The 13,695-nt window shown below is 56.0% G+C and carries 10 protein-coding genes; 4 read left to right on the top strand and 6 right to left on the bottom strand.

Annotation, left to right across the window (positions count from 1 at the left end; translation table 11 throughout):
* Positions 1-314: 314 nt before the first annotated feature.
* On the bottom strand, positions 315-1,226 hold the full coding sequence (locus RRU01S_RS11430; protein ID WP_045230412.1) for a PhzF family phenazine biosynthesis protein: 912 nt from the start codon (positions 1,224-1,226) through the stop codon (positions 315-317).
* A gap of 211 nt (positions 1,227-1,437) precedes the next feature.
* Here RRU01S_RS11430 and RRU01S_RS11425 point away from each other — a divergent pair, with 211 nt between their 5' ends.
* A complete protein-coding gene (locus RRU01S_RS11425) occupies positions 1,438-2,211 on the top strand; it encodes an NAD kinase (RefSeq protein WP_045230411.1) in 774 nt (257 codons plus the stop codon).
* A gap of 11 nt (positions 2,212-2,222) precedes the next feature.
* Positions 2,223-2,726: a hypothetical protein gene (locus tag RRU01S_RS11420; RefSeq protein ID WP_045230614.1), complete on the top strand. Its 504-nt coding sequence runs from the start codon at positions 2,223-2,225 to the stop codon at positions 2,724-2,726.
* On the opposite strand, the gene RRU01S_RS11415 is transcribed toward RRU01S_RS11420, so the two are convergent.
* From RRU01S_RS11415 to RRU01S_RS11400, 4 genes are all read right to left on the bottom strand, one after another.
* Positions 2,723-3,193, bottom strand: a complete 471-nt coding sequence (locus tag RRU01S_RS11415; RefSeq protein ID WP_045230410.1) for a cysteine hydrolase family protein — start codon at positions 3,191-3,193, stop codon at positions 2,723-2,725. The two genes, RRU01S_RS11420 and RRU01S_RS11415, sit on opposite strands and share 4 nt — an antisense overlap.
* A gap of 77 nt (positions 3,194-3,270) precedes the next feature.
* Positions 3,271-4,402 (bottom strand): peptide chain release factor 2 gene (gene prfB, locus RRU01S_RS11410; protein WP_162273313.1). Its coding sequence is split into 2 segments (ribosomal slippage): positions 3,271-4,332 and positions 4,334-4,402, totalling 1,131 coding nucleotides; the frame shifts between segments, so codons are not numbered across the junction.
* 109 nt (positions 4,403-4,511) lie between these two features.
* Complete coding sequence (locus RRU01S_RS11405; protein ID WP_045230408.1) at positions 4,512-6,947, bottom strand: penicillin-binding protein 1A; 2,436 nt, start codon at positions 6,945-6,947, stop codon at positions 4,512-4,514.
* A gap of 317 nt (positions 6,948-7,264) precedes the next feature.
* On the bottom strand, positions 7,265-8,482 hold the full coding sequence (locus RRU01S_RS11400) for an N-acetylmuramoyl-L-alanine amidase (protein WP_412674271.1): 1,218 nt from the start codon (positions 8,480-8,482) through the stop codon (positions 7,265-7,267).
* Between the two features lie 700 nt (positions 8,483-9,182).
* Between RRU01S_RS11400 and RRU01S_RS11395 the strand changes: the two genes are divergently transcribed.
* Positions 9,183-12,137, top strand: a complete 2,955-nt coding sequence (locus tag RRU01S_RS11395) for an Rne/Rng family ribonuclease (RefSeq protein WP_045230407.1) — start codon at positions 9,183-9,185, stop codon at positions 12,135-12,137.
* 258 nt (positions 12,138-12,395) lie between these two features.
* Here the strand turns inward: RRU01S_RS11395 and dksA are convergent, their stop codons facing one another.
* Positions 12,396-12,815 carry an RNA polymerase-binding protein DksA gene (gene dksA / locus RRU01S_RS11390; protein WP_045230612.1) on the bottom strand — a complete coding sequence of 140 codons (420 nt, stop codon included), beginning with the start codon at positions 12,813-12,815 and terminating at the stop codon, positions 12,396-12,398.
* A gap of 267 nt (positions 12,816-13,082) precedes the next feature.
* Here dksA and RRU01S_RS11385 point away from each other — a divergent pair, with 267 nt between their 5' ends.
* The gene (locus tag RRU01S_RS11385) at positions 13,083-13,592 is read left to right on the top strand and encodes a SixA phosphatase family protein (protein WP_045230406.1); all 510 of its coding nucleotides are present in this window, start codon (positions 13,083-13,085) and stop codon (positions 13,590-13,592) included.
* The last annotated feature ends 103 nt before the right edge of the window (positions 13,593-13,695 follow it).

Here is a 13,695-nt window from a genome sequence, read left to right as displayed (position 1 = left end):
TTAGCTTTTTGTCATTTCAAGTCTATTTTTAAGAGAGCGGCGGAATATCATCGCTACGTAGGTGCCTCTGAGTGGGATAATCAGGGGCTTATATGTAGAGGCCGCTGTACAATTCGCAGCCTCCAAAGTACGGCGAGTATCGGAACTGTTTTGCGACTTCATGTCACGTCTCCTTCGCGTTGATAAACGGAAGGACAGCCATTTGGTTCCTTGCCCGAAGGCCAAAGGTTAAGATTCGCGGCCAAAAGGTGTTAACGCGCCGTCACAAGCCCTTGACTTGGTCAATATGGCTGCTCTCAGCGTTTTGAAAAATATCAGATATCGAAAGTACCGGTTGCGACGCGCACGGCGTGACCGCCGATCCTGGCACGTGAAATCTCTTTTTCCTTCACATCCATATTCAGGTGAATATGCGAAGGGCGGCCCATTTCGACGCCTTGCTCGATCAGGATCGGGTAATGCCCATCCGCGAGATTATCGAAGTGGTGGATTGCACCTGAGAACGCGGCAGCCGCAGCACCCGTTGCGGGATCTTCCGCTATGCCCATGCTGGGTGAAAACATCCGGGTATGAAATTTTGCAGCATGATTGACGCCGCCGCGACAGTAGAGATAGGCCGATGCCAGCCGGCCCTCAACCAAAGGCGCAAGCTTCAGCCACAATGTCGGATCAAAGTCGACCTCTTCCATCGCGGCAAGATTGAGCACCGGTATCACGACGAAGGGCACACCCGCCGTCCAGATCGACGGGGCGTGATTTTCAAAGCCGATCTGTGATTCAGCCAGACCAATGGCATCGGCAATCTGTGCACGATCCAGCGGCAACGTCGCGCGGGATGACTTTCTTGGCAAATCGAACTCTGCAAAGCTTGGCTCACCTGGACGAATGCGGATAGCACAGCGCACCGGCCCGACCTTTTCTTCAAGCACGGCCACCATGTCAGCCTCGCCTTCCGGGTGATTGTGTTCGGCGATGGCGATCGCGGCACCCACCGTCGGGTGACCCGCAAATGGCAATTCCTGAGCGGGCGTAAAAATTCTCAGTGAAGCCGCGTAGGCGGGATTAGCGGATTGTCTGACGAACACCGTTTCCGACAGGTTCATTTCCCGGGCAATGGCCTGCATGGTGGCCTCATCCAGTGCGTCTGCACCAAACATCACCGCCAACGGGTTTCCGGCCAGCTTCTGGCGCGTGAAAACATCGTAGATACTGTAACTTATCGCCACGCCCCACACCTTCCGCAACCATGTTCGTTTCCGCAAACTGCCCGACCTCACCGGCATCTGCAACCCCGATTGATGACACATAGACAAGAAGCTGTGGACGTTTGTAACAGTGAAACACTTGTCCCACGGCCCGTTGGTCACTCTCGTTTTTAAAGAGCTTGTCCTTGTACTGTGTCTTCATGTACCAAAGGCCGGTAACAGGGGTGACGGCATGTCGCGTTCAAGTCAGAAGTTGTGTTTCCTGGCGTCGACCACAGACAATGCGCAATCGGCGCGAGACGAACTTGTCGGACACTACGGCAATACCGCTTTCGATGAAGCAGACGTCATCGTTGCACTAGGTGGTGATGGCTTCATGTTGCAGGTGTTGAACGAGACGATGAACTCGGGCAAGCGTATTTACGGAATGAACCGAGGCTCCGTCGGCTTTCTCATGAATGATTACCGGGTCGCCGATTTGCCGGATCGTATCGCAGTCGCCACCGGCAATGACTTCCATCCTCTTCGGATGACGACGACAGATGCGAATGGTGAGCCGTTCTCTGCACTTGCCATGAACGAGGTCAGCCTGTTTCGCCAATCCCATCAGGCCGCAAAATTGCGGGTGGATGTGGATGGCAAGACACGGCTGGAAGAGCTGATTTGTGATGGCATGATGGTGGCGACGCCAGCAGGGTCCACAGCCTACAACTTCTCGGCCCACGGCCCTATCCTACCATTGGAATCACCGCTGCTCGCCTTGACGCCGGTCAGCGCGTTTCGCCCGCGTCGCTGGCGTGGCGCCCTGCTTCCAAATAAGGTCACGGTCGATATCCACGTGTTGGAAAGCGAAAAACGCCCTGTGAATGCGGTGGCCGATCACATCGAGGTCAAATCGGTACAATCGGTCCGCATTGCCCAATCTCGCGATAGAACCGCAAAGATTTTGTCCGACCCGGATCGCTCCTGGTCCGACAGGGTGCTTGCAGAACAGTTCACGAATTGATGAAAACCAAGATGATCAAAACTTTACTTGCCACGACATTCCTTGCCGCCAGCCTGTCATGCGCCTCTGCACAGACGACAGATATCAGCGCCCTGCCCTCCTCGACGATCTTCGTGACCAGCAGCGGCTTGTGGGAAAAAGCGACCCTGCCAGACGCCAAGGAAGGCGATACCGGTACGGCCTCGGCCACAAAGCCGGCTGGCGAACCGACGCGCGGATATTACAAGGTCGTCGCCATGCGCCAGGATGATGGCACCGCGAAAATCTATCTCCAGCAGATCGCCTATACGGCCAACGGTCCGAGCCTCGTGGAAACCGTAGAACTGGACGAATTCACGCAGATGAAGGTCTATGTCACCGATATCAGACCTGAAAGCTCGACCGGTGCATCAGACGTCCCCGGCCTTTTCGTCACCGTGCATCTTAAAACCGCGCCAACGCAAAAAGATGCCGATGCCTGGACGGTTCTGATCGATGAACTCGGCGACATGAAGATCGAAAAAGCTTCCAACTAAAGTCTCAGGTCTTCAGGACCATTCAGCACCGCGCCGAAATGATGCTTCCATAGCCTCGCACCAAGTTGGCCTGACCGGTCAAGGCTTGAGCCAATCGTCAGCCATGGAACAAGCGTTGGATGTAACCCGGCGTCGAAGAAGGCGAAGCCTGCAGCTAGAACGCAGGTATCTGCCTGAATACCGCAAACCAGCACCCGATCGACAGTCAACGACAAAAGATAATCGACCGCCTCCCTTGGCGGTGCATAGCCGTGCTTGATGAAAATGCGATCTGCCGGAACGAGGGAATCATCCGATGTCCCAGGTTTCCAGCCAAGCTGTCGCTCGAAAGGTGTGATGCTCTCATCGTGGCGCTCGACACTTGCCACGCTGTGCATTTGTCCAGCGAGGGCGGTGATGTCGGCGATGAGTTGGGCGGGCGGGCTAAAACTCGGCTGCACATCAACGATATAAAGAACCTGCTTCATGGCATACCTCCAAAACAAAAGACCTCCCGCAAGAACTATTGCGAGAGGCCAAACCCCTGTCGATTGCGTCGCCGCAATCAGTCGATATCGGCAACCTCAACATCCGCACCGCCGCTAATGCGGTGGGCAAGGGCTGCTTCCATAAACTCGTTCAACTCGCCATCGAGCACGTTGCTCGGTGCCGTGCTTTCGACGCCGGTACGCAAATCCTTGACCAGCTGGTAGGGCTGCAAGACGTAAGAGCGAATCTGGTGTCCCCAACCGATGTCGGACTTGGAAGCAGCCTGCGCATTAGCCGCCGCTTCCCGCTTCATCAACTCGGCCTCGTAGAGACGTGAACGCAGCATTTCCCACGCCTTGGCGCGGTTCTTGTGCTGGGAGCGCTCCTGCTGGCACGCAACCGCAATGCCGCTTGGAATATGCGTGATACGCACGGCAGAGTCGGTCGTGTTGACGTGCTGTCCGCCTGCACCCGACGAGCGGTAGGTATCGATGCGGCAGTCGCTTTCGTTGATGTCGATCTGGATCGAATCATCGACCACCGGATAGACCCAGATGGATGAAAACGATGTGTGACGACGCGCATTGCTGTCATACGGAGAAATACGAACGAGACGATGAACGCCCGATTCCGTCTTCAACCATCCGAACGCATTGTGGCCCTTGACGAGAATCGTCGCGGATTTAATGCCCGCTTCTTCACCATCGTGAATTTCAAGAATTTCGACCTTGTAGCCCTGACGTTCGGCCCAGCGGGTGTACATGCGCAGCAGCATGTTCGCCCAATCCTGGCTTTCGGTGCCGCCAGCGCCGGAATGCACTTCGACATAGGTATCGTTGCTATCCGCTTCGCCCGACAGCATCGCTTCCACCTGACGGCGATTGGCTTCGCTTCTGAGCGCCTTCAGGGCGTCTTCGGCTTCCTTGACGATATCGGCATCGCCTTCGGCCTCACCCATCTCGATCAGTTCGATATTGTCGTTGACCTGCTGCTCCAGCAGTTTCACGCCATTGATGGATTCATCCAGTTGCTGGCGCTCACGCATCAGCTTCTGCGCCTCGGTGGCGTCATTCCAGAGATTGGGATCCTCGGCCTTGTTGTTCAACCAGTCCAGTCGTCTTATCGCCTGGTCCCAGTCAAAGATGCCTCCTCAGCAGGCTTATGGCCTGCCTGATTTCGTCGACGACGTTCACGATCTCATTGCGCATTTCGCAGATACTTCGCTTTCATGGAAATTGGCTTTAAAACTCGATGGCTGAATAAATGCGAGGGGCGCGGATGTAAAGCCCGCGCCCCTCGACTTTCCATCAATTGACTTTAATAGAGACCGCCGCCGCCGCCGGTAATGGCCTGCTGGGCCTGGGGTGATGCGCGCAGAATATCTTCCTGCGACATCGCGCCATCCATGCCAATCACGTTGAAGCTGCTGGCAGGACCCGTGCCGGGCTTGAAGGCTTCCATGATGGTGTCAGGCTCACCCTCGTTGGCAGCCATACCCGTCTTGCGGTTGACGGCCACGAACTGCATGCCGTTCGGTACGATAAATTTGCTCTGCGGCAGATGCTTGGCTGCCTGGGCGATGAACTCACCGAAGATCGGCGCCGCCAGCGAACCACCGGTGCCGCCACGTCCCAGCGGTGCCGGGCTGTCGAAGCCGATATAGAGACCAGCGACCAGATCAGGTGTGTAGCCTACGAACCAGGCATCCTTTTCGTCGTTGGTCGTGCCGGTCTTGCCAGCGACGGGAAGATCGACCTTGATCTTGCCGGCAGCCGTACCGTGCTGAACCACGCCTTCCAGCATCGATGTCGTCTGGTAGGCTGTCATCGGATCGAGAACCTGCTCGCGATTGTCGACGATCGTTGGCTCGTCCTGGTTCTGCCAGTTTGTCGCGTTGCAGCCTTCGCAGCCACGCTCTTCATGGCGGAAAATCGTCTTGCCGTAACGGTCTTGAATGCGGTCGATCAGCGTCGGGTTGATCTGCTTGCCGCCATTGGCAATCACCGAATAAGCCGACACCATGCGCATGACGGTGGTCTCACCGGAACCGAGCGACATGGCCAGCAATGGCGGCATCTTGTCGTAAATGCCGAAGCGCTCAGCATATTCGGCAACGAGGTTCATGCCCATGTCCTGCGCCAGACGCACGGTCATGAGGTTACGGGATTTTTCGATACCGAGACGCAGCGTCGACGGGCCAGCCACTTCGCCGCCGTAGTTCTGCGGACGCCAGACCTGACCACCGGAAACAACCTCCAGCGGCGCATCCATGACCACGGATGCAGGTGTATAGCCATTGTCGAGCGCGGCTGCGTAGATGAACGGCTTGAACGAAGAGCCCGGCTGACGCATGGCCTGCGTTGCGCGGTTGAACTCCGACTGACCGTAGGAAAAACCACCAACCATGGCCAGAACGCGACCCGTATGCGGGTCCATCACCACCATGCCGCCCTGCACCTTGGGCGGCTGGCGGAGGCGGTAATCATCGCCCTTGTCGGCCAGAGGCTCGACATAGACGACATCGCCGGTCTTCAGAACGCCCGCCGGTGATTTGGCGGTTGCGCGCTGGCCCTTGGCATCGCGGTAAGCCCATTTCATGTTTTCAGGCTTGATGCGGCCACGGCTGCGCAGATCGGGGTTTTCCGTGTCACCGTCAGGGCGAAGTCCGATATCGACACCATCTGCCGTGGCAGACAGCACCACCGCCATTTTCCACTCCGGCACATCACGAAGCGGTCTCAGCTTCAAAAGCGCTGCAGCCCAGTCTCCCGACGTATCGACCTGATCGACTGCGCCATGGAAACCACGGCGCTCGTCATAATCCAGCAAACCGTCCTGAAGTGCCTTGCGGGCTTCAAGCTGGATTTCGGGATCAAAGGAGGTGCGAACCGAAAGGCCGCCTTCCAGCAGTGCCTTCTCGCCGTATTTCTCAATGATCTGACGGCGCGCTTCTTCGGAGAAATAATCGGATGCAGCGATACGGGCACCACCGGTGCGAATGTTCACGCCCAGTGGCTGGGTCTTGGCATCGGCGGCATCGGCCTGTGTGATGTAACCGTTTTCAGCCATACGATCGATGACCCAGTTACGGCGCTCCAGCGCTGCCTTTTCACGACGCAAAGGATGGTAATTGGCCGGACCTTTCGGCAACGCGGCCAGATAAGCCGTTTCTGCAATCGTCAGTTCGGTGACGGATTTATTAAAATAGGTCAGTGCGGCACTGGCGATGCCATAGGAATTGAGACCGAAGAAAATCTCGTTGAGATAGAGCTCAAGGATTTTGTCCTTGCTGTAGGCCTGCTCGATGCGGAACGAGAGAACCGCCTCTTTCGCCTTGCGCTCCATCGTCTGTTCGTTGGTCAGAAGGAAGTTTTTGGCCACCTGCTGGGTGATTGTCGAGCCACCCTGCGTGGGGCCACCCGTCACGAAAGCGACGGCTGCGCGGGCAAAACCGGTAACATCGATACCGGGGTGCTGGTAGAAATTCTTGTCTTCAGCGGAAAGGAAGGCAGCTTTCACACGGTCGGGAACAGCCTGAATGGGCAAGAACAGACGCCGCTGCTTGGCATATTCCGCCATCAGGGCACCATTGCCCGCATGAATGCGCGTGGTGACCGGCGGCTCGTAGCTGCTCAGAACCGCGTAATCGGGAAGATCCTTCGTGATTGTCACCAAATAAATGGCGACACCACCAGCTGCCACAAGGAACAGCATGCTGGCCAAGCCGAAGAAATATCCAATAAGTCTGATCATATTAGGCTACCGATACTTCGAATCGTAACTGGCTGCGCTCGTCGATATGAGCACATTCTTGCATATAGCGTGCCGTTTTGCACACCGCTTCATCAATGACAAGCGCCCGTAGCGGCATTTTCAGAGATGTTATCCCGAACCGCTCTTCTTACAAGATGAAAAGAAGAGCACGTCGCCATCGAATCTAGGCTTTGAGTAACGGCTTGAATGTGAGTAAAATAGGGCTCGCGCTCAACAATTCGCTTATCGGGCCAAAGAGTTGAACCGTTTTAACGCGAGGGTTCCTCAGATGTCACAGTCTGATTGCCAGCAATCGATCAGCCACCATTGGCCAATGCCTGTGCCCTGTAGCGCGTGACAGCCGTTGCTAGCGTATCGGCAACCTTTGCACGCCAGTTTTCATCCAGCAGCAACTTTTCGTCATCCGGGTTGGATAGAAAGCCGAGCTCCAAAAGAACCGAAGGCACGTCGTGAGCACGCAACACCTGAAAACCGGCATAACGATGAGGGTTGTTGATAAGACCCACCTGCCCTTCGAAGGACTTCACGATATTCTCGGCCAACGTCACCGAAAACGCCTGCGTTTCGCGACGTGTGAGGTCGAGCAGGATATCGGCCACTTCGGGCTGCTCATGCTGGGCCGCCACGCCCGCAATCTGGTCGGAGAGGTTTTCACGCTCGGCCAAATCCTGCGCCATTCTGTCGGATGCGCGATCTGAGATCGTATAGACGGTCGCCCCGCGAATGCCTTTTTGCTTCAGCGTATCGGCATGGACGGAAATAAAGAGGTTGGCATTCTGCTGACGCGCAAGCGTGACCCGCTCAGACAGCGCCAGAAACGTATCGTCATCCCGCGTCAGAAAGGCCTTGATACCCGGAATTTTATTGAGACGCTCCATCAATTGCTTGGCAAAGGTCAGCGTGATGACCTTTTCGTCCGTTCCACTCAGGCCACCCTTGGCGCCCGCATCGATACCACCATGGCCCGCGTCCACTGCAATGATGAAATCGGAATGCCGGTCAGACTTGGGAACAATATCAGGCGTGATGGACGCAGTCGTCGCCGGTGCCAGCGCCTGCCAGTTCTGATTCTTTAAAAGGTCGGAAAACTTCTGCTTCGTGGCAATTTCCGTATCCAGCACAAAACGGAACACCTTGCCGCCATCCTCAGACTTCACTTCCGCAATTGCGACTTGCACGGGTTTTTTGGCGGTCAGCACGAGACGCGCACTGCCCTCGCCCATGCTGCCGAAGCGGATATCATTGAAAAGACCAGTGGGCGCGAGGTCTTTCGTCGGGAAGGAAAACCCGACGGCTGGAAAATCGACGACGATGCGGGCCGGTGCATCCAGATAATGAACGTCGAAATCCGGCTCTTCGTTGAAATCCATGACAATGCGGGTGCGCGCTTCATCGCCGATGATGCGGGCAGCGCTGACGATGAGAGACGGTGTTTTCGACTGAGCGGCGGCGATGTTCGAAACCGAAAGAAGACCCAGAGTTGCAACAGCAAAAATCTTGCTGATTCGTCCGATCCAGGTCCCAGCCTGCGATGTTCTTGCCCTATCGATGCCCGTTTTGATGGTCGCCAAAGTCATGTCCGTATTTTAGTTATTTCGACAAATCTCGATGCCGCTTAAACCAAATCGCCCCATTTTCCTGTCTTAGAATGGCCTGATTTGCGCTGGCGCGCAACAATCGCAGCCGATGGTGAAGCAATTCTTAACTGGGAAATTCCACCAACGATATGGCATATTTAGCCACCCTATTGCTATTGTGACGGATAAACCATACAACGGGAATGAGGGTTAAAAGTGTTGACGGGATAGACGCCCGCCGGCTGCCAATCGACAAAGACGCTGGCGCTGTAAAATCGGGCAATCATCTGCCGTCGCTGCATTTTTCTCCTGAAACTGGATCAATTCTGGCCGTGGCCAGAACAATACCCGGTGGCATGCCACCGCACGCTCGAGGAGAGCATTTTCATCGGATCCTTCGGGGTCTATTTATTAAAGTCGTTCTCGCTTGGCCAATGATGTCGTTGCAGCAGCTTTCATATGAACCGGATACAACGAGCAGGCTTTATGCTCTGCCATGTGTTCGGATGCTGCCAGTTTACAGACGCCGGGCAAGAAACTTCATTTCCGGCACACCCTCGACCATAGATGAAAGGCCCGTCCCTGCGGCGGGCCTGTTCTCGTATAAGACAGGGCTGCGCCGAGGAGCACAGCTTACATGGCAGACAAAATGCTTATCGACGCCTCCCATGAAGAGGAGACACGCGTAGTCGTCGTTCGGGGAAACCGGATCGAAGAATTCGATTTTGAGTCCGAACACAAAAAACAAATCCGCGGCAATATCTATCTTGCCAAGGTGACACGCGTAGAGCCTTCCCTTCAGGCAGCATTCGTCGATTACGGTGGCAATCGCCACGGATTTCTCGCTTTTGCAGAAATTCACCCGGATTATTACCAGATTCCCCTGGCCGACAGGCAGGCCCTGCTGAGAGCGGAAGCCGAAGATCACCGTCGTAACGACGATTTCGAATCCGCCAACGACGCGCCAAACGAACAATCGTCCGCGGCGTCGCGCTCCGTTGATCTATCCCAGGCCGATCAGCCGGATATCGGTATCGTTTCGGCAACCGACGCCGCCGATGAGGCCGATACACCTGCCGAGATCGCCGCAGAGCCGGTCGAAACCGACGTCGAAGTTGTCGAGGCTGTTGCTGAAGAAGCACCAACCGAAGACGAAAAGCCGAAGAAGCGCGTTCGTCGTCCCCGCACGAAGAAAAAGACCGAAGCAGATGAAGCATCTGCCGATGCAGCCCCTTCGGACGATGGTTCTGAAGACGATGGCAGCAAGGGCGGCGAAATGGCTGCCATGGTCGATACCGACACGATTTCCGAAGAAGTCGAAGGTCTTAGCCGTCGTGGTAATGACGATGACGACGATGATGATGACGAACATCACGAAAAGGAAGTCATTGAATCCGTTGGCGCCGAAGATGCGATGGAAGAAGTTCCGGACCGCGTTTCGCGTAAGCCACGCAAGCAGTACCGCATTCAGGAAGTCATCAAGCGCCGCCAGATCCTTTTGGTTCAGGTTGCCAAGGAAGAACGCGGCAACAAGGGCGCTGCGCTGACAACCTATCTGTCGCTCGCTGGTCGTTATTCGGTTCTCATGCCGAACACGGCGCGTGGCGGCGGTATCTCCCGCAAGATCACCCAGCCGACGGACCGTAAGCGTCTCAAGGAAATCGCTCGCGATCTGGAAGTACCGCAGGGCATGGGCGTTATTCTGCGCACAGCCGGTGCCAACCGCACCCGCGTCGAAATCAAGCGCGACTTCGAATATTTGATGCGTCTGTGGGAAAACGTCCGCACGCTGACGCTCAATTCCACGGCTCCTTGCCTCGTGTATGAAGAAGGATCGCTCATCAAGCGTTCGATCCGCGATCTCTACAACAAGGACATCAGCGAGATCATAGTATCAGGCGAAGAAGGCTATCGTGAAGCGAAAGACTTCATGAAGATGCTGATGCCGAGCCATGCCAAGGTGGTTCAGCCTTACCGCGACATTCATCCGATCTTCTCGCGTTCGGGCATCGAAGCGCAGCTCGACCGTATGTTGCAGCCGCAGGTGACGTTGAAGTCCGGTGGTTACCTCATCATCAACCAGACGGAAGCTCTGGTTGCGATCGACGTGAACTCTGGTCGTTCGACCCGCGAACACTCGATTGAAGAGACAGCCGTTCAGACCAACCTGGAAGCCGCGGAAGAAGTGGCCCGCCAGCTGCGTCTTCGCGACCTTGCCGGTCTCGTCGTCGTCGACTTCATCGACATGGAAGAAAAGCGCAACAATCGCTCCGTCGAAAAGAAGCTCAAGGATTGCCTGAAGAACGACCGCGCCCGCATTCAGGTCGGCCGCATCTCGCATTTCGGCCTTCTGGAAATGTCGCGCCAGCGCATCCGCGCATCGGTTCTGGAATCCACAACCCAGGTCTGCTCGCATTGCGGCGGCACGGGCCATGTTCGCTCCGAATCCTCCATAGCTCTGCATGTTCTGCGCGGCGTCGAGGAATATCTGCTGCGCAACACCACGCACAACATCACGGTTCGCTGCACACCGGACACGGCGCTCTATCTGCTGAACCACAAGCGCGCAACCATTGTCGATTATGAAGCCCGCTTCGGCGTTGCCATCATCATCGCGGCTGATGCCAGCGTCGGTGCGCAGCACTTCGCGATCGATCGCGGTGAAGCCGTCGAAAACCCGGTCAAGATCGAAAGCCTCATCCAGATGCTTCCTGCCTTCGAAGAAGAGGAAGACGACATCATCATCGAGGCCGATGAGGATGAAGACGAGGAAGAAGTCGTCGTCAAGGCCGAGAAGACAGAAGCACGTCCGACTCAGGCCGATACGGCCGAAGATGGCAAGCGCAAGCGCAAGCGTCGTCGTCGTCGTCGCGGCAAGGGCAGCCAGAATGGCACTGAGGCTCAAGGCGATTCCGATGATGACACGTCATCCGACGATCAGGACGATGATGCCGAAGGCGAATCCGACGACGAGGCTTCAACCTCTACGCTGGAAACGACTGATGGTACCTCCAGCGACGATGGCAAGCGCAAACGCCGCCGCCGTGGCAAACGGGGTGGACGTCGCAACCGTGACGAAAATGGCAACATCATCGATGAGGATGGCACTGAGCCTGAAACATCTGAAGCTGTCGAAGACGGTGCTGCCGCCGCTGCGATCGAGGGCGTCGAAGAGCCCGCCGTCGTAGAAGCAGTCGAGGCCGAAGCACCGACGCCAACCGTGGAAGAAACGGAAAAGCCGAAGAAGCCACGCCGCACCCGCAAGGCAAAGGAAACAGCACCTGAAGCATCCGCAGAAGCAGAACCTGCTGTTGCCCCGGCACCAACCCCTGCGCCTGTCGAAACCGTCGAGCCAGTTGTCGTGAACGTAACAGTCTCCGAAGCAGCCATCGAGGAAGTCGGAGAAGCATCTGCTGATTTGGGAACCGAAGTGCCTGCGGAAAACGCAAAGCCCGTTCGCGCCAACCGCGGTGAAAACGTCTCGTCCTCTGAGCCGGTCGTCACCTCAGCCTCGGCATCAACAGACGGTGCCGAAGGCGACCCATCCAAGCCCCGCAAGGGCGGCTGGTGGCAAAGACGCGGCTTCTTTTAAGCCACGCTGATAGAACCCAAGAGATCGAGGCTCCGCATGGCGGGGCCTCTTTCGTTTTTGGGGTATGCGATTGGTTGAGTAAATCCGAACACGCTCAATGGAGTGAAGGACGGGTCCGCTTGGATGGCGCGAAGATAGGAGATAACACCAGCGCGTTTGTCAGCAGCAATCGACAACAATGCGCCCAAAAGAAAAGGCCGCTTCGCTTCCGAAACGGCCGTCCTATTTCTTAAATCTCAGAAACCTCTGTAAGACCACTCACTCGTCGCGGTAGACTTTCTCACGGCGCTCGTGGCGTTCCTGGGCTTCGATGGAGAGTGTGGCGATGGGGCGGGCATCCAGTCTTTTGATGCCGATGGGCTCGCCTGTTTCTTCACAGTAGCCGTAAGTGCCATCGTCAATGCGCTGAAGAGCAGCGTCGATTTTTGAGATGAGTTTTCTCTGACGGTCGCGGGCACGCAGTTCGATGGCCCGGTCTGTTTCAGATGATGCCCTGTCTGCCAAGTCGGGGTGGTTGGCACTTTCTTCTGCGAGATGACCAAGGGTCTCCCGCGCTTCTCTCAAAATGTCGTTCTTCCAGGCAATCAGCTTGGACCTGAAATAGGCCCGCTGATTGGCATTCATGAACTCATCGTTTTCCGAGAGCACATAGCTGCTAAGATCGATCTTCTCACTCACGCGATTCTCCTCGAAGAACATCTCATATTGCGCGGGTATACTCCAATGACGTATGGCCGTTCAAGTGCGCAGAACAGTTTTCGGACATTTTTAAATCTGTCATAAAATTCAGCTAAAGGGTTATTTTTTAAGCTCTATTCGCAAAACACGGATTATTTCTTTCATCACATTATCAGGACTTGCCTATACCGGACGCCACTTGCGAGGTACCCGTCTATTCATGTAAGGCTGCTGGGCGATGTTTAAAGTCGAGTAGGATATCCGGACATGCCAGTGCTTCAACCGCCACCATTCCGGGTCTACTTGTTGCGCCACGCGAATGCTGCCTGGGCAAATCCGGGCGAGCACGACTTCGACCGACAACTCGACAACAAGGGTTACGCCGAAGCCGAACTGATCGGTGAGCGCATGGCGACAAGAGGCTTTGTTCCCGACGTTGTTCTCAGTTCTACTGCAGTTCGATGCCGGGAAACGGCGCAGGCCGTCAGGCGGGCCTTCAATGATGCCTTCGAGATCACCTATGTCGATGAGATGTACAACGCTCAAGTCGAGACCTACCTTGCGCTAATCTCCGGGCATAGCTCGGCACAATCGGTCATGCTGGTCGGCCATAACCCGACCATCGAGGCCGTCGCCGAGGCTTTGCTGGGGACACATGGAATGGAGCACACCCTTCCAAATGGATTTCCGACGGCCGGGCTTGTGGTGCTTGATGCCGCATCCGAAAGCAACGCCGACGCTGCACGATGGCAGATGCGGGAATTCATCGCGCCCTGACCTCTGACAGCCTTGCAAAACTTTCCCGGAGCCGCTTCTTTTTTGGGCAAGCCGCCGACCTATATATTTCCAGAACGTTGAAATATTTTGTGGGAAACATTCA

It is taken from the genome of Agrobacterium rubi TR3 = NBRC 13261 (genome assembly GCF_000739935.1).
Taxonomy (GTDB): Bacteria; Pseudomonadota; Alphaproteobacteria; order Rhizobiales; family Rhizobiaceae; genus Agrobacterium; species Agrobacterium rubi.
Note: the sequence above shows the minus strand (reverse complement) of the source record. Positions and strands in the feature narration are given on the sequence as shown.